This is a genomic window from Methylobacterium goesingense, assembly GCF_022179225.1.
Lineage (GTDB): Bacteria > Pseudomonadota > Alphaproteobacteria > Rhizobiales > Beijerinckiaceae > Methylobacterium > Methylobacterium goesingense.
This window is the reverse complement of the sequence record NZ_BPQL01000117.1, coordinates 16,661-38,702: the sequence shown is the minus strand read 5'-3', so window position 1 is coordinate 38,702 and position 22,042 is coordinate 16,661. Positions and strand designations below refer to the sequence as shown.

General features: G+C 67.6%; 19 protein-coding genes. 5 read left to right on the top strand and 14 right to left on the bottom strand.

Translation table 11 applies throughout. The annotated features are described in order from the left end of the window. Window positions 1-79: 79 nt before the first annotated feature. The 14 genes from MFF30_RS19345 to coxB form a co-directional block, all read right to left on the bottom strand. Window positions 80-1,024, bottom strand: a complete 945-nt coding sequence (locus MFF30_RS19345; RefSeq protein ID WP_238281220.1) for a ferredoxin reductase domain-containing protein — start codon at window positions 1,022-1,024, stop codon at window positions 80-82. Window positions 1,025-1,088: 64 nt separating this feature from the next. Then, window positions 1,089-1,430 carry a hypothetical protein gene (locus MFF30_RS19340; protein ID WP_238281218.1) on the bottom strand — a complete coding sequence of 114 codons (342 nt, stop codon included), beginning with the start codon at window positions 1,428-1,430 and terminating at the stop codon, window positions 1,089-1,091. Window positions 1,431-1,563: 133 nt separating this feature from the next. Continuing rightward, window positions 1,564-4,383 carry an EAL domain-containing protein gene (locus tag MFF30_RS19335; RefSeq protein WP_238281234.1) on the bottom strand — a complete coding sequence of 940 codons (2,820 nt, stop codon included), beginning with the start codon at window positions 4,381-4,383 and terminating at the stop codon, window positions 1,564-1,566. A gap of 407 nt (window positions 4,384-4,790) precedes the next feature. Beyond that, window positions 4,791-6,086 (bottom strand): M16 family metallopeptidase, encoded by a 1,296-nt coding sequence (locus MFF30_RS19330; protein WP_238281216.1) that lies wholly within the window; start codon window positions 6,084-6,086, stop codon window positions 4,791-4,793. A 6-nt stretch (window positions 6,087-6,092) separates the two neighbouring features. Continuing rightward, on the bottom strand, window positions 6,093-7,505 hold the full coding sequence (thrC, locus tag MFF30_RS19325; RefSeq protein WP_238281214.1) for a threonine synthase: 1,413 nt from the start codon (window positions 7,503-7,505) through the stop codon (window positions 6,093-6,095). Between the two features lie 66 nt (window positions 7,506-7,571). Beyond that, window positions 7,572-7,985: a DUF4864 domain-containing protein gene (locus MFF30_RS19320; protein ID WP_238281213.1), complete on the bottom strand. Its 414-nt coding sequence runs from the start codon at window positions 7,983-7,985 to the stop codon at window positions 7,572-7,574. An 82-nt stretch (window positions 7,986-8,067) separates the two neighbouring features. Next, window positions 8,068-8,856 carry an SURF1 family protein gene (locus tag MFF30_RS19315; RefSeq protein WP_238281211.1) on the bottom strand — a complete coding sequence of 263 codons (789 nt, stop codon included), beginning with the start codon at window positions 8,854-8,856 and terminating at the stop codon, window positions 8,068-8,070. Window positions 8,857-8,858: 2 nt separating this feature from the next. Next, window positions 8,859-9,227 (bottom strand): DUF983 domain-containing protein, encoded by a 369-nt coding sequence (locus MFF30_RS19310; protein WP_238281209.1) that lies wholly within the window; start codon window positions 9,225-9,227, stop codon window positions 8,859-8,861. A 135-nt stretch (window positions 9,228-9,362) separates the two neighbouring features. Next, window positions 9,363-10,220, bottom strand: a complete 858-nt coding sequence (locus tag MFF30_RS19305; protein WP_238281207.1) for a cytochrome c oxidase subunit 3 — start codon at window positions 10,218-10,220, stop codon at window positions 9,363-9,365. 137 nt (window positions 10,221-10,357) lie between these two features. Beyond that, complete coding sequence (locus MFF30_RS19300; RefSeq protein WP_238281184.1) at window positions 10,358-11,011, bottom strand: cytochrome c oxidase assembly protein; 654 nt, start codon at window positions 11,009-11,011, stop codon at window positions 10,358-10,360. 27 nt (window positions 11,012-11,038) lie between these two features. Beyond that, complete coding sequence (locus tag MFF30_RS19295; RefSeq protein WP_238281171.1) at window positions 11,039-11,203, bottom strand: cytochrome c oxidase system small membrane protein; 165 nt, start codon at window positions 11,201-11,203, stop codon at window positions 11,039-11,041. Next, window positions 11,200-12,150: a heme o synthase gene (locus tag MFF30_RS19290; protein WP_238281169.1), complete on the bottom strand. Its 951-nt coding sequence runs from the start codon at window positions 12,148-12,150 to the stop codon at window positions 11,200-11,202. Before MFF30_RS19290 ends, MFF30_RS19295 begins: the two co-directional genes overlap by 4 nt. 167 nt (window positions 12,151-12,317) lie before the next feature. Next, window positions 12,318-13,949 carry a cytochrome c oxidase subunit I gene (ctaD, locus tag MFF30_RS19285; protein WP_238281156.1) on the bottom strand — a complete coding sequence of 544 codons (1,632 nt, stop codon included), beginning with the start codon at window positions 13,947-13,949 and terminating at the stop codon, window positions 12,318-12,320. A 90-nt stretch (window positions 13,950-14,039) separates the two neighbouring features. Further along, window positions 14,040-14,879: a cytochrome c oxidase subunit II gene (coxB, locus tag MFF30_RS19280; protein WP_238281145.1), complete on the bottom strand. Its 840-nt coding sequence runs from the start codon at window positions 14,877-14,879 to the stop codon at window positions 14,040-14,042. Between the two features lie 323 nt (window positions 14,880-15,202). On the opposite strand from coxB, the gene MFF30_RS19275 reads away from it, so the two are divergent. The 5 genes from MFF30_RS19275 (at window position 15,203) to fdhD (ending at window position 22,039) form a co-directional block, all read left to right on the top strand. Further along, window positions 15,203-16,111: a LysR family transcriptional regulator gene (locus MFF30_RS19275; RefSeq protein ID WP_238281134.1), complete on the top strand. Its 909-nt coding sequence runs from the start codon at window positions 15,203-15,205 to the stop codon at window positions 16,109-16,111. A gap of 167 nt (window positions 16,112-16,278) precedes the next feature. Continuing rightward, window positions 16,279-16,752, top strand: a complete 474-nt coding sequence (locus MFF30_RS19270; protein WP_238281132.1) for a formate dehydrogenase subunit gamma — start codon at window positions 16,279-16,281, stop codon at window positions 16,750-16,752. Beyond that, entirely contained in the window at window positions 16,749-18,308 is a 1,560-nt protein-coding gene (locus tag MFF30_RS19265; protein ID WP_238281130.1) for a formate dehydrogenase beta subunit, read from the top strand. The genes MFF30_RS19270 and MFF30_RS19265 overlap by 4 nt, the downstream gene beginning before the upstream one ends. 13 nt (window positions 18,309-18,321) lie before the next feature. Then, window positions 18,322-21,183: a formate dehydrogenase subunit alpha gene (fdhF, locus tag MFF30_RS19260; RefSeq protein ID WP_238281128.1), complete on the top strand. Its 2,862-nt coding sequence runs from the start codon at window positions 18,322-18,324 to the stop codon at window positions 21,181-21,183. Continuing rightward, window positions 21,170-22,039, top strand: a complete 870-nt coding sequence (fdhD, locus tag MFF30_RS19255) for a formate dehydrogenase accessory sulfurtransferase FdhD (protein ID WP_238281126.1) — start codon at window positions 21,170-21,172, stop codon at window positions 22,037-22,039. The genes fdhF and fdhD overlap by 14 nt, the downstream gene beginning before the upstream one ends. Window positions 22,040-22,042: the final 3 nt, after the last annotated feature.

Sequence of the window (22,042 nt, the reverse complement as noted above, 5' to 3'; positions counted from 1 at the left end):
GGCCTCACCGGGACGGCAAACAATTTGCGGCGCGTCCCTACCGGGGACGCGCCGCAAATCGTTCGCACGGGTGGATCGTTCAGATCCCGGGCTCGATCAGCACCGGATAGCAGCGGGCGCCGGACGCGGCGGCCAGGACCTCCACGGCGCCGACCGTCGAGGCGTCGCCCGCCACATGGACCACGTCGGTGCTGCGCAGCGAGGGCAGATGCGCCGTCAGCGGACCCGGGCGGACCTCGGGGGGGCGCTGACGGGTACGGTCGGAGACCATGACGATGCGTGTCACGCCGGTGGCGCGCAGCCAGTCAAGGGCGGGGCGCATGTAGAGGTCGAGGGGATCGCGCGCGCCGACCATCAGGGTGACCTCGCGGGCCGGATCGATGTAGCGGGCGGCCCGGGCGATCGACCAGATCGGCGCGAAGCCGGTCTCGGCCGCGAGCAGAACGAGACGTCCGCCCCCCGGCCGGTAGAAGCCGCGGCCGACCGGACCCTTCACTTTGACGGGATGATCGAGATCGATCGCCTCGCCGAGGGCATGCCCGAGCCCACGTCCATCGGAGCTCAGGCGCAGGTGGAAGACGAGTTCGTTGAGTTCGGCCGAGCCGTCGACCCGCAGGGTCGGGCTGAGGGTCACAGGCTCGAACCCCTCGAAGGTCGCCACGACCTGATGACCGGGTTCCAGCACCAAGCGGCGGGTCAGCGTCACCACCACCTCGACTGTATGCGGTCCGAGCGGACTGATCTCCGTCACGGTCCCGGTCCGCTTCTGGGTTGCGGCGTTCCGGGCGGGGAGGGGATGGGGGCGGGGCGCTTCGATGCTGGCCGGGCGCGGCAGAGCGAGCTTCACCGACTCGCTGCGATGCGAACGGCTCTGGGCGCGGCGCGGGGCCGGCGCAGACCCCTGTCCGTTCAATCCGGTGGCGGGGGTGATCATCCCATCGGCGAGGGCGGCCTCCAGCGGGGTATCGCCGGTGGAGATGCGCACGGACTTGCCGTTGACGACGAGCGAGCAGCGGGCGCTCATGGTCGTCCTTCGAATGGTGGGGAGGCGGGAAAGGATGAGTAGGCCGCGACGCGATTTCGGCGCGTCAGCGCGGGCCGTCGAGGATCATGTCGACCAAGGCCGCCCAGCGGTCGCGGACGATCCGCGCCTCGGGCGTCAGCGTCTCGGGGACTTCCATCCGGGTCAGGCAGTCCCGCAGGCGTTCCGTCTCGCGGCGCTCGGCGCCGAGGACCGCCTTCATCACCTGGATTTCCGCGCGAAGGCGGGACACCTCGGCATTCGTCTGATCGGGGCGGGCCTGCACGGGCGCCGGTTCCTCACTCACCGGAACCGGGGCGGGAACGACGTGGAGCGGCCGCGCCATCAGGCGCCGGACGATGCTGGTGTCGATCTCGTCGTCTGCGATCCGCAACGCGGCCTGCGCCATCACACCATCTCCTGCCGGCCGGCGCTCACGCCCGCCGCTCGCACCCGTTCTGAGGTTGAACGATGCAGGATCATGGTTAAGGGAAGTTTAAACCGATCGTCAGGACTCCGGTGGATCGGTTCGGCGTTTCGCCTCAAGCTGCCTCGGGGGCTGCCCCGAGAAGTTGCCGAGCCTGCAGCATCGACATCGGTTCGCCGAAAGCAAATCCTTGCGCATAATCGCAGCCGAGCTCGAAGAGAGCCTGGGTATCGCCCTCGGATTCTGCGCCCTCGGCGATGATCGACAGTCCGAGTTCCTGGGCCATCTTCACGATGGACCGCAGGATCGCGGTTTGGCCCGTCCCGATCTGGCGCACGAAGGAGCGGTCGATCTTGATCGCGTCGAAGGGGAAGCGCTGCAGATAGGACAGGGCCGAGTAGCCGGTGCCGAAATTGTCGAGGGAGAGTCCGGCGCCGAGATCACGGATGCGGTGGAGCATCTGCGCGGCGTATTCCGGGTTCTCCATCACGAGGCTCTCGCTCATCTCGAGCTTGAGCGAACCCGGGATCACGCCGGAGCGCGCCAGGATCGTCTTCACGTCGTGCAGCAGGTCGTGCCGCAGGAGCTGGCGCGAGGACACGTTGACGGAGGCGAAGATCGGCGGATCGACGTCGAGGGAGCGCTGCCAGGCGGCGAGTTCCAGGGCGGTGCGCTCCAAGGCGAAGATGCCCAGGTTGACGATAAATCCGCTCTCCTCCGCGATGGGCAGGAAGGTCGACGGGGTGATGCGGCCGAGTTTCGGATGGTCCCAGCGCAGCAGCGTCTCGAAGCCCGCCACGGTGCGGTCCTCCAGGCGGACGATGGGCTGGAACAGGACCTTCATCTCGTTGCGCTCGATAGACCGGCGCAGGTCCGCCTCCAGCATCAGCCGGTCGCCGCGCTCGTTGCGCATGGTGACGCGGAAAACCTCGATGCGATCGCCGCCGCCGCGCTTGGCCTGGATCATGGCCATCTCGGCGTTCTTGAAGACCTCGTCCCGCTTCAAGGCCGTGCCGCCCTCGTGCAGGGTGATGCCGATGGAGACGGTGAGGAAGATCTCGCGGTCCGCGTAGGTGATCGGCGTGGCGATCGCCTTGCGGATCATCTCTGCGAAAGCGAGGATCCGGTCGGGCTCGCGCTCCGAGAGAAGGATCAGGGCGAACTCGTCGCCCGCCACCCGGGCCAGGGTGTCCTGCGGCCGCAGGAGCCGGCCGAGGCGCCGCGACAGGGTCAGCAGGATGGAATCGCCCGCCGAGAGGCCGATGACCTCGTTGATCCCCTTGAAGCGGTCGATGTCGAGGACGATCGTCGTGGGCTTCAGGCGCGGATCCTGGCTGGCGAAGGCCAGGGCGGCATCGAGGCGGTCGTAGAAGAGCTCGCGGTTCGGCAGGCCGGTCAGACTGTCGTGGACCGCGTCGTGCAGCAGGCGCTCCTCGGCGGTCTTCACCTCCGTGACATCGCTGATCGTGCCGACGACGCGGATCACCTCGCCGTCCGAGCCGATGACCGGGCGCGCCTTCAGGCGATACCAGAAATACGGTCCCACCGTGGAGCGAAGGCGGAAATCGTGGACGATGCGACCGCGCCGCTCCTCGATCACGGTATCGAGTGCGGCCGAGTATCGCTCGACGTCGAAGGGATGGAGGAGGGCGAGCCAGTTCGCCGCTGGCCCTTCAAGGGTGCCGCGCTTGAGGCCGAGCTGGCTCTCGATCTCCTGGCCCGCGAAGACCCGGTCGCCGGGCACGTCCCAGTCGAACACCACGTCTCCGGCCCCCGTCAGAGCGAGTGCCCGCCGCTCGGTGTCCGACACGAGGGCGTGGGTGAGGCCACCGCCCGCGAAGGCATGCTGCATCACCGTGAAACCGATCAGCATGACGATGAGCACGAGGCCGCCGATCAGCGCCGGCTGGACGAGGTCGCTGCCGATCTGGCCGGTAATGGCGAAGCCCGCCGCCACAACCCAGACCAGGAGCAGGCACCAGGTCGGGACCAGCAGGATGGCGCGGTCGTAACCGTTATGGGCCGCGAGGTAGACGATCAGCAGGAGGCCGACCCCCGCCACCGCCGCCACGGAGATGCGCGCCACGCCCGCCGCCACCGGCGGATCGAATACCGCGAGTCCGACGAGGCAGGCGAGGAACAGGAGCCAGATGATGGCCACGTGGCTGTAGCGGACGTGCCAGCGGCTGAGATTGAGATAGGCGAACAGGAAGACGAGGAGCGTCGCTCCCAGAACCGCCTCTGTGGAGGCACGGTAGACCCGTTCGGCCACTTCGGTGATCGGGAAGATGCGCTGCAGGAAGCCGAAGTCGATGCACGCATAGGCCAGGACCGCCCAGGCGAGGGAGGCGGCTGCCGGGAAGATGATCGCGCCCTTGACCACGAAGATGATCGTCAGGAACAGCGCCAGCAGGCCCGCGATGCCGATGATGATGCCTTTGTAGAGCGTCAGCCCGGTCGACTTCTTGCGATAGGCTTCCTGGTCCCAGAGATAGACCTGCGGAATGTTCGGGCCGCGCAGCTCGGCCACGTAGGTGACGGTGGCACCCGGATCGAGGGTGATGACGAACTGGTCGGAATCCGGGTTCTCATCGCGCTCGGGACGGATGCCCTGGCTCGCCGTGATGGCGGCGATCCGCGAGCCGCCGAGGTCGGGCCAGATCACGCCCGAGCCGACGAGGCGGAAATGCGGGGCGACGAGGACGCGGTCGACCTGCTCGTCGGTATCGTTGGTGAGCGCGAAAACCATCCAGTCGGGCCGGGCCCCAGCATCGCGGGCCTTGACCACGATGCGGCGGACGATGCCGTCCTTGCCCGGGGCGGTCGAGATCTGGATGAGATCGCCGTCCGAGCGATACCGCTCGATCATCGGGGTCAGGTCGATCGCCGGAGCATCGAGCGTGACTCGCACGGCCTCGACGGCCCGGGCCGGCATGCTTCCGGCCAGGATGCCAAGCAGCGTGGCGACGAGGGCCGACAGGACGACGGCGATGACGGGGGCGATTCTGCGCAACGGGCGAGTGTTCCGGCCGGGCGGGGCGTCGTCGGAGAGAAGGGGTCGAGAAGATACGTCTGAGCCGGCGGCTCAGTCGTATCGGCGGGTTCCTCCGCGAGCAAGGCGGGCGGACGCCGCGCGGACGGGCATTCACCGTTTCCTAACCGTGGCGCGGAGGCGCCTCGATCGCCCGCCTTTGCGGCCAAAACAAGCCGGGCGGTACCGGGCCTTACCGGATCCGGCGGATCCCCTCCGGGGATCCCGGCGGGATCGCGGATCGTGGCTTCGCTCGGACGCCGCGCGGGCTCGACCGATACGGGCTTCGCGGCGGTCGCGCGGAGGCGATATCAGGCGGCGCGGAGGGTCGCGGCGATCCGGTCGAGGCCCGGCAACTTCTTGATCGGCCCGATCGCCGCCAGGGTGGGCGCGCCGGAAAGCAGGCGCTTACCGGCGGCGCGGACGTGGTCCACCGTGACGGCATCGACCTTGGCGATGACTTCGCTCGCCGGGATGACGCGGCCCCAGGCCAGGATCTGGCGGGCGTTGCGCTCGATGCGTCCACCCGGCGTCTCCAGGGCGGAGAGCAGCGCCACCTTCAGCTGCGCCTTGGCGCGGGCGACCTCCACCGTGTCGGCGTCCGCCGCCGCCCGGATCGTCGCCTCCAGGGTCACATCCATCAGTTCTGCGAGATCCCCACCGGACGTGCCGGCGCCGATACCGAACAGGCCGCAATCGTGGAACGACCAGTGGAAGGACTGGATCTCGTAGGCGAGACCGCGGGTCTCGCGCACCTCGTGCCAGAGGCGAGAGGTCAGGCCGCCCCCGAGAACCTGCGCGAAGATGTGCAGGGCGTAGTAATTCTCGTCGCGGAACGAGAGGCCCGGCAGGCCGAGCACGACGTTCGCCTGTTCGAGCTTCTTGGGCAGGCGCTTCTCGCCGCCACCATAGAGGCCCGGGACCGTCTCGGGCGCCTGCACGGGCGCGAGGCCGCCGAAGTGCCGGGTCGCGGAGGCGACGATGCGCTCGTGCTCGATGGCGCCGGCGGCAGCCAGCACGATGCGATCCGGGGTGTATTCCCGCGCGATATAGGCCTGGATGGCGTCGCGGTCGAAGCTGTTGATGGTCTGCGGCGTTCCGATGATTGGCCGGCCCATGGGCTGGTTCGGGAAGGCCGCCTCGGTGAAGGCCTCATAGACGACGTCGTCGGGCGTATCCTCGATGGCCGCGTGCTCCTGCAGGATCACGCTCTTCTCGCGGGCGAGCTCACCGGCATCGAAGACCGAATCCGTGAGGATGTCGCCGATCACGTCCAGGGCGATTCCCGCGTCCTCGCCCAGCACCCGCGCCGTGTAGCTCGTGCCCTCGGCGCTGGTGGCGGCGTTGATGTCGCCGCCGACATTCTCGATGTCCTCCGCGATGCGGCGCGCCGAGCGTGTCTTCGTGCCCTTGAAGGCCATGTGCTCGATGAGGTGGCTGAGGCCGCCTTCGTCCGCGCGCTCGTGGCGCGAGCCCGCTCCGACCCAGACTCCGAGGGTCGCCGTCGCCACGCCCGGCATGGCCTCACTGACCACGGTGACCCCGTTGTCGAGCTTGGTGATCTTCAGGTCGGGGGAGGCCCCGTGAGTCGCGAAATGCTGGTTCATGGGCGCTCACGCTCCCCTGGTGATGCGGGCGCGCTCGCGGATGAAGGTCTCGACGGCCGCCTGGTCGTTGGCGACCCGCGAGAAGGTCTCGGGCCGGTCCATCAGGTCGGCGAGGTGCGGCGGCAGTTCCGGACGCCGCCCGCCGATCGCCTTCGCCACCGCGTCCGGGAACTTGGCCGCGTGCGCGGTGGCGAGCGCCACCACGGGCGTGTGCGGGTCCTTGGCGAGCAGCTTGCGGGCCGCATGCACGCCGATGGCGCTGTGGGGATCGATGACGTGCCCGGTCTCGGCGTGGGTGCGGGCGATCTCCGCAACGACCTCGGGCTCGGAGACCGCGGTGGCGTCGAACTCGGAGCGCACGGTGTCGAGCACGGCGGCGTCGAGGTGGAAGCCCCCCGACTGCTTCAGGCCCGCCATCAGGCGGCCGAGGCTGGTGGCGTCGCGGCCGAGGGCCTCGAACAGCAGGCGCTCGAAGTTCGAGGAGATCTGGATGTCCATGGATGGTGAGGTGGTGGGCTGCACGCCGCGCACCTCGTAGGCCCCGTGCTCCAGGGTGCGGGCCAGGATGTCGTTGGCGTTGGTGCCGATCATCAGGCGCTCGATCGGCAGCCCCATGCGCTTGGCGACCCAGCCGGCCAGGATGTCGCCGAAATTGCCGGTCGGCACCGCGAAGGAGACCGGGCGATGCGGGGCGCCGAGCGCCACGGCCGCGGTGAAGTAGTAGACCGCCTGGGCGGCGACGCGGGCCCAGTTGATGGAATTGACGCCGGAGAGGCGCACGTCGTCGGCGAAGTCCGCGTGCTGGAACAGCGCTTTGACGATGTTCTGGCAATCGTCGAAATTGCCGTCGATGGCGATGGCGTGGACGTTGTGCGCCCCCACCGAGGTCATCTGCCGGCGCTGCACCTCGGAGACCCGGCCTTCCGGGAACAGGATGAAGATGTCGACCTGATCGAGGCCCCGGAAGGCCTCGACCGCCGCGCTCCCGGTGTCGCCCGAGGTGGCGCCCACGATGGTGGCCCGGGCGCCGCGCGCCCGCAGGACGTGGTCCATCAGGCGCCCGAGGAGCTGCATCGCCACGTCCTTGAACGCGAGCGTCGGACCGTGGAAGAGCTCGAGCAGGAACAGGTTGTCGTCGAGCTGGGTGAGCGGGCAGACCGCCGGGTGCCGGAACGTGGCGTAAGCCTCCTCGATCATCCGATCGAGGTCCGCATCGGCGATCTCCCCGTCGATGAGGGGGCGCAGCACGGTCTTGGCGGCGTCGGCATAGCGCAGGCCCGCGAGGTTCGCGATGGCGGGTTTCGCGATCTGCGGCCAGGTCTCGGGCACGTAGAGGCCGCCGTCGCGGGCAAGGCCGGCGAGCAGGGCATCGGAAAAGCTGAGGGGCGCCGCGGCGCCGCGGGTCGAAACGTGAAGCAAGGGGGCCTCCGGGAAGGCGCTCCGTCTACACGATGTCGGCGGGCGTGTCGAAAGGTGCGGCTCCGGTCAGGCACTGCTCCCCGGCGCCTTCACGAGGCGGCATCCGCTGATGCGCCAGGCGCCGTCGGGCTGGCGCTCCAGGCTGTACAGAGCGGCCCAGTCGGTGCCGGCCTCGTCCTGAAGGGTGACACCGAGGGCGAGGCCGTCGTCGCCGGCCTCCTCGATGCGGTCCACGCTGTAGCGCCGGGCGCGGTAGACGGCCGCATAGCCCTCCCGCACCATCGCCAGGAAGGTGTCGGGGGAGGGGAACATGTTCTGGATGGCCGGGGCCGCCTGGGCGTAGGCGGTGGCCGCGTCGTCACGCCGGAACGCTTCGATCTGGCGCTCCACCGTGGCCCGGGCCGCGTCGCGCGCCGCAGTGTCGGCCGCCATCGCCGGGGCGGCGAAGAGGATTGCGAGGAACAGGAGAACCGCCCGCATGGTGCCGACTCCGTGACGTGACCGAGCCGGGAAGCCTACGCCGATCACGCCAAGCCGCAATGCAAGTTTCCGGCCGGCGGCCTCACGAACGCGCGGGCGCGGGCTCCGGTGCCTCGTGCAGGCGTCGCCAGGCGAAAACGCCGAAGACCGCGATGAGGCAGCCGGCAATGCCGAACCAGGTGAAGGCGTACTGGAGATGGTTGTTCGGCAGGTCGACCCGAAGCTGGCCGCCCTTCGGCCATCCCCCGGGATTGGGTGTCCCGTCGGCCTCGACGAGGTAGGGGCGCGGATCGGCGATGCCACGGGTAGCACTGATTCCGCCGATGTCGCGATTGAACCACTCGTTGCGGACGGGGTCCGGCGCGGGGACGAACATCGTGCGCGGCTCCGAGCCGCGCAGGATCCCCGTGACCGTGGTCGGCCCCTCGACCTGCCCGGACGCGCGCGCGGCCGGCGCCTTCAACTCGGTCGGCACGAAGCCGCGATTGACCAGCACGGTGCCGCCATCCTCCAGCCGGAAGGGGGTCAGCACGTAGTAGCCCTGGAGTGCCCGGCCCGGAACCTCGCCGGCCGCGAGGCCGTGCACCAGCGTCTCCGCCTCGTGCCGGAAGATCCCGGCGATTCGGACCCGGCGGAACTCATCCCGCGCCGGGTCCCAGCTCTGGACCGGCGGCAGCGGGGCCGGCGGCTCGACTTTGGAGCGCGCCAGGATGCGGCCGATCAAGGCTTCCTTCTCACCCTTGCGCTCCAGCTGCCAGAACCCGAGTCCGAGCAGGATGCCGAGACAGACCAGCGAGACGAGGCCGGGCGCCAGGATGCTGCGCCAGGCACCGGGACGAAGATGGCTGCCGGAGCGAAGGGTCGAAGCCATGATCAGCGAAAGCGTCCCTGCTCGGCCTTGTTGGTGAATTGGAGGGCGGCCAGAACCCCCTTGAGGGGACGCACCAGGGCAAGGCTCAACCCGATCGAGAGCGATCCGGCCACGAGGGCGTGGACCCAGATCGGCGGTTCGTAGGTAATCTCCATCCAGAGGGCGAGGCCAACCACGAGGATGCCCACGATGGACATCACGAAGAAGGCCGGACCGTCACCGGAATTGAAGCTCTCGTAATCGAGGCCGCAAACCTCGCAGGATGGGCGAAAAGTGAGGAAGCCGTCGAACATGTGCCCCTCGCCGCAGCGCGGGCAGCGCCCGCGCAGGCCGGCGGAAATCGGTGGGGGCTTCGGCCGCGAAACGTCCAAGATGAAAAACTCCTCGGCCGGCGTGGCGCCGACGGACACGATATGGGGATCGGCGGACCGACCTTCACGCGGCACCCACGAAAAAGGGCGGCTCGCGCCGCCCCCTTCAACTCTGTCATGCGGTCGGTGACGCACTCAGTGCGCGCCGTGGCCCACGCCGGCGCCCCAGACGTAGATGGAGGCGAACAGGAACAGCCAAACCACGTCCACGAAGTGCCAGTACCAAGCCGCGAACTCGAAGCCGAGATGCTGACGCACGGTGAACTGGCCCAGATAGGTGCGGTACAGGCAGATCGCGAGGAAGATCGTGCCGATGATGACGTGGAAGCCATGGAAGCCCGTCGCCATGAAGAAGGTCGACGAGTAGATGCTGCCCGAGAAGCCGAAATGGGCGTGAGCGTACTCGTAGGCCTGGCAGGCGGAGAACAGCACGCCGAGGATGATCGTCAGCCACAGGCCGTACTTCAGGCCCTTCCGGTCGTCGTTCAGAAGGGCGTGGTGGGCCCAGGTGATCGTGGTGCCGGAGGTGAGCAGGATCAGGGTGTTGAGAAGCGGCAGGTGCCAGGGATCGAAGGCCTCGATGCCCTTCGGCGGCCAGGTCCCGCCGGTGAAGTCCACGCGCGAGGCCTGGATCGGGTCGGCGGTGTAGAGGGCGGCCTCGAAATAGGCCCAGAACCAGGCGACGAAGAACATCACCTCGGAGGCGATGAACATGATCATCCCGTAGCGGTGGTGAAGCTGCACCACGCGGGTGTGATCGCCGGTCTCGGCCTCGTGGACCACGTCCTTCCACCAGGCGAACATGGTGTAGAGCACGCCGATGGTCCCGGCGCCGAAGATGTAGGGGCCGGGGGTGAGGGTGCCGATCTGCAGGCTCTTCATCCAGAACACGGCGCCGAAGGCCATCAGGAAGCCCGAGAACGCGCCGATGAGCGGCCACGGACTCGGGGCCAGAATATGGAAGTCGTGATTTTTGGCGCCTGCCTCGGCCATTGAACTTTTCTCCTACCCCCGACCTCCAGGCCGTTTCCGACCCGCGATCAATTGCATTGCCGATCTCGACCGGGTTGCCCCGGATTGTTGTGACGAACCCTTATCCAGGGTCACGCGCTGTTGTCACGCTTGAGCGATCAAAAATTCGATTTCGTCCCCGTGCCACCCGTTGTCGCAAGCGCGGCCGTGGGCTGGCCGTTCTTCGAGGCGAAGTAGGTGTACGACAGGGTCATCTCCGAGAGATGCGCGGTGTTCGAGTCCTTTCGCACGTCCGGGTCGATGTAGAACACCACCGGGAAGTCCATGGTCTCGCCGGGCTTCAGCGTCTGCTCGTTGAAGCAGAAGCACTCGACCTTCACGAAGAAGCCGCCCATCAGAGCCGGCTGCACGTTGAAGGTTGCGATGCCGGTGGAGGGGGTGGTACCGGTGTTCTTCACGCGGAAGAACACCGTCCTGGTCTCGCCGAGCCGCGCCTCGACCCTGGGCGATTCGGCTTGGAACCGCCAGGGCAGGTTCGCCGAGACGTTGGTGTCGAAGCGGACCAGCATGGTATCGTCGACGGCCGCACGCGTCGGCGCAAGGCCGGTGCGCGGCGTGCCGTCGAACCCCGTCGCCTTGCAGAACATGTCGTAGAGCGGCACCGACGCGAAGGCGAGGCCGATCATCCCGAAGGCGAGGCCCGCGCAGGCGAAGGCGGTGACGCCGGCCCGGTTCGACCGCGCAGGCGGCGTGGTGGCCTGCGGGACCCCGAACGGCGTGCCCTCGGGCTGATCGTCTCTGCGGTCGGTCATGGGGCTCCGTCGCGGCTGGGGCGAGCGTCAGATCGGCCGGTTCAGGACCTGCGGCCCGAGCTTGGCGATCGTGAGCACGTAGAAAATGGTCACCAGCGCGAACAGCACGGCCGCGATGGCGATGGAACGCTTGCGCCGGCGCTGGGCCTCTTCCGGCGTCAGCGGACGCGGCGCCACCGGGCGCTCGCTCACGCGAACACCGGGCGGAACAGGCCGAGGCTCTGCTCGGCCAGCAGGGCCGAGAACATCAGGAACAGATGCAGGATCGAGAACCCGAACATGCCCATGGCGGCCTTGCGCTCGGGCTCGCCCTCGCGGTTGCGGAAGACATGGACGCTGAAGGCCAGCATGGCGAGGCCGCCGACGAAGGCCGTCACGGCGTAGAGCCAGCCGCCGAAGCCGAGGAAGACGGGGGCGAGGCCCACGGGGAAGAGCAGCGCCGAGTAGGCGATGATCTGGCGGCGGGTCGATTGCGGCCCCGCGACGTTCGGCATCATGGGGATGCCGGCCTTCGCGTAATCCGCCGACTTGATGAGCGCCAAGGCCCAGAAATGCGGCGGCGTCCAGATGAAGATGATCATGAACAGGACGAACGACTCGATGCCGAGGCTACCCGTGACGGCGGCCTGACCGACCATCGGGGGGAGGGCGCCGGCCGCACCGCCGATGACGATGTTCTGCGGCGTGGCCCGCTTCAGCCACATCGAATAGACCACCGCGTAGAACACGATGGTGAAGGCCAGCAGGCCGGCGGCGAGCCAGTTCGAGGCGAGGCCGAGCACCAGCACCGAGCCGACCGACAAAACGACGCCGAAGGCCAGGGCCTCGTCCGGGCGGATGCGGCCGTCCGGAATCGGGCGCTTGGCGGTGCGGGTCATCACCGCATCGATATCGGCGTCCCACCACATGTTGAGACAACCCGAGGCGCCGGCGCCCACCGCGATCATCAGCAGGGAAATCGAGCCGACCACAGGCTGGATGTGGACGTTCGAGACCAGCATGCCGACGAGGGCGGTGAAGATGACGAGCACCATCACGCGGGGCTTCAGCAGGGCGAAGAAGTCCGACACCTCGCCGCCGACCGGCGACAGAATTTGCGGCTCGGCGCCAGCGGATAGGCTGTTCGACAGGCTCGTCATGGATTCCTGATACGGTTCTCGTGTCCGGAGGGGTTTGGATCGCGCCGCGGGGCGCCGCCCTTTGCGGGAAGCCTCGAAACCGCTCGCATGAGCTGGGCCGGGGCTTCCGGGAAAGAGCGAGGACCGCTCGCGCGGTCCTCGCAATCCTCAAAACGCTGCGTGGCGTCTCAGTGGTGGCCCGGCTCGTCGACGATCCGGGGGAGCGTCTCGAACTGGTGGAAGGGCGGGGGAGAGGACAGCGTCCACTCGAGGGTGGTCGCACCCTCACCCCACGGATTGTCCGCGGCGCGGCGGCTGGAGCGGAAGGCCAGGACGACGCCGATGAAGAACACCACCATGCCGAGGGCGAAGATGTGTCCGCCCCAGGTAGAGACCTTGTGCCAGCCGGCGAAGGCCTCCGGATAGTCGGCGTAGCGACGCGGCATGCCGGCGAGACCGAGGAAGTGCATCGGGAAGAACAGGACGTTCGCGCCGATGAAGGCCAGCCAGAAGTGCAGCTTGCCAGCCCACTCGGGGATGATGTGGCCGGTCATCTTGGGGAACCAGTAGTAGACGCCCGCGAAGATGATGAACACGGCACCGAGCGAGAGCACGTAGTGGAAGTGCGCCACCACATAGTAGGTGTCGTGCAGGTACTTATCGACCGCAGAGTTCGCCAGCACCACGCCGGTGACGCCGCCGACGGTGAACAGGAAGATGAAGCCGACCGCCCAGTGCATGGCGGCGGTGAAGCGGATCGAGCCGCCCCACATCGTGGCGATCCAGGAGAAGATCTTCACGCCGGTGGGCACCGCGATGACCATCGTGGCGAAGACGAAGTAGGACTGGGTCTGGAGGCTGAGGCCGACGGTGTACATGTGGTGGGCCCACACGACGAAGCCGACGACGCCGATGGCGACCATGGCGTAGGCCATCGCGAGGTAGCCGAAGACGGGCTTGCGCGAAAAGGTCGAGATGATGTGGCTGACGATGCCGAAGGCCGGCAGGATCATGATGTACACTTCGGGGTGACCGAAGAACCAGAACAGGTGCTGGTAGAGCACCGGGTCACCGCCGCCGGCCGGATCGAAGAAGGTCGTGCCGAAGTTGCGGTCGGTCAGCAGCATGGTGATCGCGCCGGCGAGCACCGGGAGCGACAGGAGCAGCAGGAAGGCGGTCACCAGCATCGACCAGGCGAACAGCGGCATCTTGTGCAGGGTCATGCCCGGCGCGCGCATGTTCAGGATGGTGGTGATGAAGTTGATGGCGCCGAGGATCGAGCCGGCTCCGGAGAGGTGGAGCGCGAAGATCGCGAAATCGACGGCCGGGCCGGGATGGCCGGACGAGGACAGCGGCGGATACACGGTCCAGCCGGTGCCGGCGCCGGACGCGCCCGGAGCGCCCTCGACGAACAGCGAGCAGACGAGGCTGAAGAAGCCCGCCACCGTGAGCCAGAACGAGACGTTGTTCATGCGCGGGAACGCCATGTCGGGCGCACCGATCATGAGGGGCACGAACCAGTTGCCGAAGCCGCCGATCAGTGCCGGCATCACCATGAAGAACACCATGATGAGGCCGTGTCCGGTCACGAACACGTTGTAGGTGCCGGGATTGGCGAAGTACTGGAGGCCGGGCTCTTCCATCTCCATGCGGATGCCGAAGGAGAGGAACGCGCCCATGATGCCCGCGCAGAAGGCGAACAGCAGGTAGAGGGTGCCGATGTCCTTGTGGTTCGTCGACAGGAACCAGCGGGAGAAGAAGGACGGCATGTGGTGGTCGTGGGCGTCGTGGTGCCCCGTATGTGCAGCGGCGTTCGCCATGGATTAAGACCTTAGTCCAGGTTTCTCGTAATCATCGCGGTGGGCGGGACCGGGCGCCGCTCAAGGGCCCGATCCCAGGAATCCGCGCCCTTACCGGGCGTCGGCGAACTTCGCGGGGTCGTCGATGCGGGCGAACTTGGTCTTACCCTCGGCGAGCCACTTGGCGTAGGCCTCCTCGCTCACGACCTGCACGGTGATCGGCATGTAGGCGTGACGGGCGCCGCAGAGCTCGGAGCACTGACCGTGGTAGGTGCCCTCGCGCTCGGCCTTGAACCAGAACTGGTTCAGGCGGCCCGGCACGGCGTCGATCTTGAAGCCGAAGGACGGCATCGCCCAGGAGTGCATGACGTCGGCGGCGGTGACCTGGATCTTAACGATCTTGTTCACCGGCACGACCATGTCGTTGTCGGTGCCGAGCAGCTTCGGCTGTTTGTCCTCGTCGAGGTTGGCGTCGAAGGCAAAGCCGCCGCCGTTCTCCACGGCCGGGTACTCATAGGACCAGTACCAGGCGTGGCCGATAACCTTCACCAGCACGTCGGCCTTCGGGTCCGAGAGCTGCGTGCGCAGCAGGCGGAACGATGGGATCGCGACGGCCACCAGGATCAGAACCGGGACGATGGTCCAGGCCACCTCGATCATGGTGTTGTGGGTGGTCTTCGACGGCGTCGGGTTCGCCTTCTCGCTGAATCGGAAGACGCAGTAGAGAATCAGGCCGAGCACGAACAGCGAGATGCCGAACGACAGCCAGTGCATGCCGTGCTCGAACGAATGGATGTCCCGCGCGTTCTCAGTGACGGCGACCTGACGGTCCATCTGCCACGGCACGGGCTGGCCGATGCCGGCGGCGAGCGCCGACGACGATGAGACGAGGAACGCGCCGAGCGCGGCAAGCCCCCATGATGACCGGTGTTGCGCCTGCGTCGTCCGCATGTGCCTCTCTTGGCTCCCCGTGATTGTAATCGGCGATGCCGCGCGTCTTGCTGGCTTTGAACGAATTCGCAAGTGCATTTCGCGGACCGCGCGCCGTTCGCGGGTATGAACCCACGTCTGGCCGATTGGCGCTTCAGACCACATGGCCGAAGGGTGCGCAACCGCAACAGCGTCGCATCATGCAGCTTGATGCACCGTGGCGGTCTCGACTCGCGCCGTCGACCGACTATCGAAGGGTGGCAGGCCGCATTCATACATCCACAGGTATTTAGAATACCAATGGGGCGCGATACCGGAATGCACCGCCAAGCCGAGGTCCGCGCGTGATCGATCGACTGGAATTCATCCTGGCGCTGGCCCGCGAACGCCATTTCGGGCGCGCGGCCCAGGCCTGCAACGTCTCGCAGCAGACCCTATCGGCGGGTGTCAAACAGCTCGAGGAACGGCTTGGCGTCCTCCTCGTCCAGCGCGGCTCCCGATTCCAAGGCTTCACGCCTGAGGGGGAGCGGGTTCTGGAATGGGCGCGCCGTATCGTCGGAGACGCCCGCGCCATGCGCGAGGAAGTGTCGAGCCTCCGGCGCGGCCTCTCCGGCACCCTTCGGCTCGCGGCAATTCCGACGGCGACTCCGATCGTCGCCGCCCTGACCACACCCTTCCGCGCCCGGCATCCGAACGTGCGATTCTCCGTGCATTCCACGACCTCGGGCGAGATCGGACGTCTGATCGCCGATCTCGAGATCGACGCCGGCATCACTTATCTGGAAAACGAGCCCCTCGGCCGGCTCACCGCCGTCCCGCTCTATCGGGAGCGCTACCGTCTGCTGACGGCCATCGACGGCGTGTTCGGGGGCCGGGACGCCGTCACCTGGGACGAGGTGGCCAGCCTGCCGCTCTGCCTGTTGACGCCCGACATGCAGAACCGGCGCATCATCGACCGCCAGCTTCTGAAGGCCGGCACCGAGTCCGCGCCGCTCCTCGAATCGAACTCGATGATCGTGCTCCTGACGCATGTGCGCACGGCCAAATGGGCCAGCGTCATGCCGGCGGTGCTCGCCGATACCTTCCGGTTGAACGACCGCATCCGCGCGGTGCCGATCATCGATCCCGACCTGAGCCACTCCGTCGGTCTCGTGGTTCCGGAGCGCGAACCGATGACGCCGCTCTGCGCGGGGCTCATCGTGGAAGCGCGCAACGCGGCGCCGGCGATCGCCGAGATGATCGACCTCCTTTGAGAAAAATTTGAGCCGGCCTCAAAACAACACGGCGTCGCTTACAATTTTTGCGTTGCGAAATCCTCGTTTGACAAAAATCCGTTGTCAGACGACGGAACTGCACGATTGATCATCCCGCACCGAGATCCCACCCTGGAACCAGAACAAGATGAGTCTGGGTAGGAACAATGGTGCCGAACGAGCCCTGGAGCGAGCCCCGCGCCGCCGGGATCATCGCCGAACACGTCCACCTTGAGGGCGCGACCCTGCCGATCCTGCACGCCCTGCAGGATACCTTCGGCTACGTCGACGAGGGTGCCGTTCCGCTGATCGCGGACGCACTCAATCTGTCGCGAGCCGAAGTCCACGGCTGCATCACCTTCTACCACGATTTCCGCCGCGCCCCGGCCGGCCGCCATCAAGTCAAGCTTTGCCGCGCCGAAGCATGCCAGGCCATGGGATCGGACGCCCTGCATGCGCAGATCCTCGCGCGGCTCGGCGTCGACTGGCACGGAACGACCGCCGACGGCGAGGTCACCGTCGAGCCCGTCTACTGTCTCGGCCTCTGCGCGAATGGCCCGGGCGCCCTCGTGAACGACGAGCCCTTGGCCCGGCTGACCGCCGATTCCCTCGAAGCCGCCCTGACGGAGAAGATGTCGTGAGCATCACGATCACCGTTCCGCGCGACGCCGTCGCCCTGGGCCTCGGCGCGAACCGCGTCGCCCGCGCGCTGTTCGCAGGCGCCGAGCGCCGTGGCCTCGACGTCACCATCGTGCGGACCGGCTCCCGCGGGATGCTCTGGCTGGAGCCGATGATCGAGGTCGCGACGCCGGAAGGCCGCATCGCCTACGGTCCGGTGACGCCGGCCGATGTCGACGGCTTGCTCGATGCGGGCCTCCTCGAGGGCGGCGCGCATCCCCTGCGCCTCGGCCCCCCGGAAGAGATCCCGTACCTCGCCCGCCAGCATCGGCTGACCTTCCAGCGCTGCGGCGTGGTCGATCCGGTCTCGGTGGCGGATTACCGGGCCCATGGCGGCTACAGGGGCCTCGAGGCCGCACTGAAGCTGGATGCCGCCGGCATCGTCGCGGAGGTGCGCGAGTCCGGTCTGCGCGGACGCGGCGGCGCGGGCTTTCCCGCCGGCATCAAGTGGAACACCGTGATGCTCGCTCAGGCTGAGCAGAAATACGTTGTCTGCAACGCCGACGAGGGTGATTCCGGTACATTCGCCGACCGCATGATGATGGAGGGCGACCCCTTCAACCTCATCGAGGGCATGACCATCGCGGGGATCGCGACGGGCGCCACGCGCGGCTACATCTACCTGCGCTCGGAATACCCGCAGGCCTTCGCAACCCTGAAGGAGGCCATCGCCAACGGCGTCAAGGCCGGCGTCCTCGGCCCGGACGTGATGGGTTCGGGCAAGGCCTTCCATCTCGAGGTCCGCCTCGGGGCGGGGGCTTACATCTGCGGCGAGGAGACCTCGCTCCTGGAAAGCCTGGAGGGCCGTCGCGGCATCGTTCGCGCCAAGCCGCCGATCCCGGCCCTGAAGGGCTTCCTCGGCCAGCCGACCCTGGTCAACAACGTCATGACCTTCACTGCCGTGCCCTACATCCTGGAGCACGGCGCCAAGGCCTATGCCGAGTACGGTATGGGCCGCTCCCTCGGCACCCTGGCGATTCAGCTCGCCGGCAACATCAAGCGCGGCGGCCTGATCGAGTACGCCTTCGGCATCACGCTGCGCGAGATCATCGAGGATTTCGGTGGCGGCACGCAGAGCGGGCGTCCGGTGCGCGCGGTACAGGTCGGCGGCCCGCTCGGCGCCTATTTTCCCGACCACCTCCTCGATACGCCGCTCGATTACGAGGCGATGGCGGCCAACAAGGGCCTCGTCGGCCACGGCGGCATCGTGGTGTTCGACGACACCGTGGATATGGCCAAGCAGGCCCGCTTCGCCTTCGAGTTCTGCGCCGTGGAATCCTGCGGCAAGTGCACACCTTGCCGCATCGGCGCGACCCGCGGCGTCGAGACCATGGACAAGGTCATCGCGGGTATCCGCCCCACCGAGAACCTGGCCGTCGTCGCAGACCTCTGCGACGTGATGACGGACGGCTCGCTCTGCGCGATGGGCGGCCTGACGCCGATGCCCGTGATGAGCGCGATCACCCACTTCCCCGAGGATTTCCAGCAGCGCGGGCCGATGTCCGTCGCGGCCGAGTAAGGAGGCGCGATCCATGGCCCTCATCAAAGAGATCGACTACGGCACCCCCATCCGGTTGAGCGAGCAGACCGTCACGCTCACCATCGACGGCATGAGCGTCACCGTCCCGGCCGGCACCTCCGTGATGGCGGCCGCCATGCATGCCGGCACCGCGATTCCCAAGCTCTGCGCCACCGACTCGCTCGAAGCCTTTGGCTCCTGCCGCCTCTGCCTCGTGGAGATCGAGGGCCGGCGCGGTACGCCCGCCTCCTGCACCACGCCGGCCGAGAACGGGATGGTGGTCTCGACCCAGACGGACAAGCTCGCCAAGCTCCGCAAGGGCGTGATGGAGCTCTACATCTCCGACCACCCCCTCGACTGCCTGACCTGCGCCGCCAACGGCGACTGCGAATTGCAGGACATGGCCGGCGCGGTGGGCCTGCGCGATGTGCGCTACGGTTACGACGGGGCCAACCACGTCAAGCCGACTTCCGAGCAGTACCTGCCCAAGGACACCTCGAACCCGTACTTCACCTACGATCCCTCGAAGTGCATCGTCTGCAACCGTTGCGTGCGCGCCTGCGAGGAGACGCAGGGCACCTTCGCGCTGACGATCTCGGGGCGCGGCTTCGACAGCCGCGTGGCCGCCGGGCCAACAGACTTCATGAACTCGGAATGCGTCTCCTGTGGTGCCTGCGTGCAGGCATGCCCGACCGCGACGCTTCAGGAAAAGTCGATCATCGAGCACGGCCAGCCGGACCATTCCGAGATCACCACCTGCGCCTATTGCGGCGTCGGCTGCTCGTTCAAGGCCGAGATGCAGGGCACCCGCATCGTCCGCATGGTCCCCTACAAGGGCGGCAAAGCGAACGAGGGCCATTCCTGCGTGAAGGGCCGCTTCGCCTACGGCTACGCCACCCACAAGGACCGCATCACCAAGCCGATGATCCGCGACAAGATCACGGACCCCTGGCAGGAAGTCTCGTGGGAGGTGGCCATCGATCGGGCGGCCAGCGAGTTCAAGCGCATCCAGGCGAAGTACGGCAAGGATTCCGTCGGCGGGATCACCTCGTCCCGCTGCACCAACGAGGAGGCCTACCTCGTCCAGAAGCTGGTGCGCGCGGCTTTCGGCAACAACAACGTCGACACCTGCGCCCGCGTCTGCCATTCGCCCACCGGCTACGGCCTGATGTCGACGCTCGGTACTTCGGCCGGCACGCAGGACTTCGCCTCCGTGGCGCATTCCGACGTGATCCTGGTCATCGGCGCCAACCCCACCGATGGCCACCCGGTCTTCGCCTCGCGCATGAAGAAGCGCCTGCGCGAGGGCGCCAAACTCATCGTCGCCGATCCGCGCAAGATCGACCTCGTGAAGTCGCCCCACATCAAGGCCGATCACCACCTGCCGCTGAAGCCCGGCTCGAACGTCGCCTTCATCAACTCGATGGCGCACGTCATCGTCACCGAAGGTCTCGTCGACGAGGCGTACGTGCGCGAGCGCTGCGACCTCGGTGACTTCGAGGCCTGGGCCCGCTTCGTGGCCGACGAGCGCCACTCCCCCGAGGCACAGGCGACCTATACGGGCATCGATCCGCTCGAGCTTCGCGCCGCCGCGCGTCTCTATGCCAAGGGTGGCGCCGCCGGCATCTATTACGGTCTCGGCGTCACCGAGCACAGCCAGGGCTCGACCATGGTCATGGGCATGGCCAACATCGCCATGGCCACGGGCAACATCGGCATGCTGGGCGCCGGCGTGAACCCGCTGCGTGGTCAGAACAACGTCCAGGGCTCCTGCGACATGGGCTCGTTCCCGCACGAGCTGCCGGGCTACCGCCACGTCTCGGACGACGCCACCCGCGAGACCTTCGAATCGCTCTGGGGCGTCTCCCTCGACCAGCATCCGGGCCTGCGCATCACCAACATGCTGGACGAAGCCGTCGATGGCGCCTTCAAGGGCATGTACATCCAGGGCGAGGACATCGCCCAGTCCGACCCGGACACGCACCACGTCACCGCCGGCCTGATGGCGATGGAATGCATCGTCATCCAGGACATCTTCCTCAACGAGACCGCGAAGTACGCCCACGTCTTCCTGCCGGGCGCGTCGTTCCTGGAGAAGGACGGCACCTTCACCAACGCTGAGCGCCGCATCTCCCGCGTGCGCAAGGTGATGCCGCCGCTTTCCGGCGTCGGCGACTGGGAGGGCACGATGCTGCTCTCGAACGCCCTCGGTTATCCGATGAACTACAGCCACCCCAGCGAGATCATGGACGAGATCGCGTCCCTGACCCCGAGCTTCGCGGGCGTCAGCTTCGCCAAGCTCGACGAACTCGGCTCGATCCAGTGGCCGTGCAACGAGGCTGCGCCACGCGGTACCCCGATGATGCACGTGGACCGCTTCGTGCGGGGCCTCGGCAAGTTCATGATCACCGAGTACGTGCCCACCGAGGAGCGCACCGGCCCGCGCTTCCCGCTCATCCTCACCACCGGCCGCATCCTGTCGCAGTACAATGTCGGCGCGCAGACCCGCCGCACGGAGAACTCGCGCTGGCACGAGGAGGACGTGCTGGAGATCCACCCCTTCGACGCCGAGGTACGCGGTATCGTGGACGGCGATCTCGTCGCCCTGGAGAGCCGCTCGGGCGACATCGCCCTGAAGGCCATCGTGTCCGAGCGCATGCAGCCCGGCGTGGTGTATACGACCTTCCACCACGCCAAGACCGGCGCCAACGTGATCACCACCGACTACTCGGATTGGGCCACCAACTGCCCCGAGTACAAGGTCACGGCGGTGCAGGTCCGGCGGACGAACCGCCCCTCCGACTGGCAGGCGCGGTTCTTCGAGGAGGATTTCTCGTTGACCCGGATTGCGACCCAGCTGAATGCGGCCGAATGATCAAGACAGCCTGACGGCAGAAACAGGAGACGCGACGGTCGAAACCGCCCGGCGCGTCCCCACCCTGGTCGTCGCCTACGATGATCCGCAGCCCCGGGACGGTACACGCCCCCTGGCCGTCGAGATGCCGGTCAACCTCGTCTACGGCACCGTGCCCTACGCGGTGATGATGACGACGCCGGCCGACCTCGTGGACTTCGCGTACGGTTTCAGCCTGACGGAGGGCATCGTCGCCTCGGCCGACGAGATCCGTTCGGTCGAGGTCGAGGCGGACGCGGCGGAGGGGGGTATGCGCCTCCTCGTCGACCTCGTGCCCGGACGTCTGCGCGAGCACCTGGCGCGTAAGCGGGCCATGTCGGGCCGCACCGGCTGCGGGGTCTGTGGGATCGACGATCTCGCCGCCTTGCCGAAGGCGGAGGCGCCCCTGCACGGGGCGAAGCGGGTCACCATCGCGGCGATCCAGCGGGCATTACTCGCCATGGGCGACGCACAGGTCCTGAATGCCGAGACCCGAGCGGTCCATGCCGCGGCCTGGGCGGACCTCGACGGGAGCCTGGTGGCGCTGCGCGAGGATGTCGGGCGCCATAATGGCCTCGACAAGCTGATCGGCGCCCTGATCCGGCGCGGCACCGACCCGGCGGACGGCTTCGTCGTCATCACCAGTCGCTGCTCGTTCGAGATGGTCGAGAAGGCCGCGAGCCTCGGCGCCACGGTGCTGGTGGCAATCTCGGCCCCGACCTCGCTCGCCATCGACCGGGCTCGCCTGCACGGCATGACGCTCTGCGCCATCGCCCGCTCGGATACCCTCACGGTCTTCACCGGCCGCGAACGTCTCGATCTACCGGCGCATGCCTAGCCC

Bases quoted from the DNA above. Each gene is read 5' to 3' on its own strand.
- MFF30_RS19345 (WP_238281220.1), bottom strand. From the start codon at position 1,024: ATGAGCGCCCGCTGCTCGCTCGTCGTCAACGGCAAGTCCGTGCGCATC.
- MFF30_RS19340 (WP_238281218.1), bottom strand. From the start codon at position 1,430: ATGGCGCAGGCCGCGTTGCGGATCGCAGACGACGAGATCGACACCAGC.
- MFF30_RS19335 (WP_238281234.1), bottom strand. From the start codon at position 4,383: ATGCCGGCCCGGGCCGTCGAGGCCGTGCGAGTCACGCTCGATGCTCCG.
- MFF30_RS19330 (WP_238281216.1), bottom strand. From the start codon at position 6,086: ATGAACCAGCATTTCGCGACTCACGGGGCCTCCCCCGACCTGAAGATC.
- MFF30_RS19320 (WP_238281213.1), bottom strand. From the start codon at position 7,985: ATGCGGGCGGTTCTCCTGTTCCTCGCAATCCTCTTCGCCGCCCCGGCG.
- MFF30_RS19315 (WP_238281211.1), bottom strand. From the start codon at position 8,856: ATGGCTTCGACCCTTCGCTCCGGCAGCCATCTTCGTCCCGGTGCCTGG.
- MFF30_RS19305 (WP_238281207.1), bottom strand. From the start codon at position 10,220: ATGGCCGAGGCAGGCGCCAAAAATCACGACTTCCATATTCTGGCCCCG.
- MFF30_RS19300 (WP_238281184.1), bottom strand. From the start codon at position 11,011: ATGACCGACCGCAGAGACGATCAGCCCGAGGGCACGCCGTTCGGGGTC.
- MFF30_RS19290 (WP_238281169.1), bottom strand. From the start codon at position 12,150: ATGACGAGCCTGTCGAACAGCCTATCCGCTGGCGCCGAGCCGCAAATT.
- ctaD (WP_238281156.1), bottom strand. From the start codon at position 13,949: ATGGCGAACGCCGCTGCACATACGGGGCACCACGACGCCCACGACCAC.
- coxB (WP_238281145.1), bottom strand. From the start codon at position 14,879: ATGCGGACGACGCAGGCGCAACACCGGTCATCATGGGGGCTTGCCGCG.
- MFF30_RS19270 (WP_238281132.1), top strand. From the start codon at position 16,279: ATGGTGCCGAACGAGCCCTGGAGCGAGCCCCGCGCCGCCGGGATCATC.
- fdhF (WP_238281128.1), top strand. From the start codon at position 18,322: ATGGCCCTCATCAAAGAGATCGACTACGGCACCCCCATCCGGTTGAGC.
- fdhD (WP_238281126.1), top strand. From the start codon at position 21,170: ATGCGGCCGAATGATCAAGACAGCCTGACGGCAGAAACAGGAGACGCG.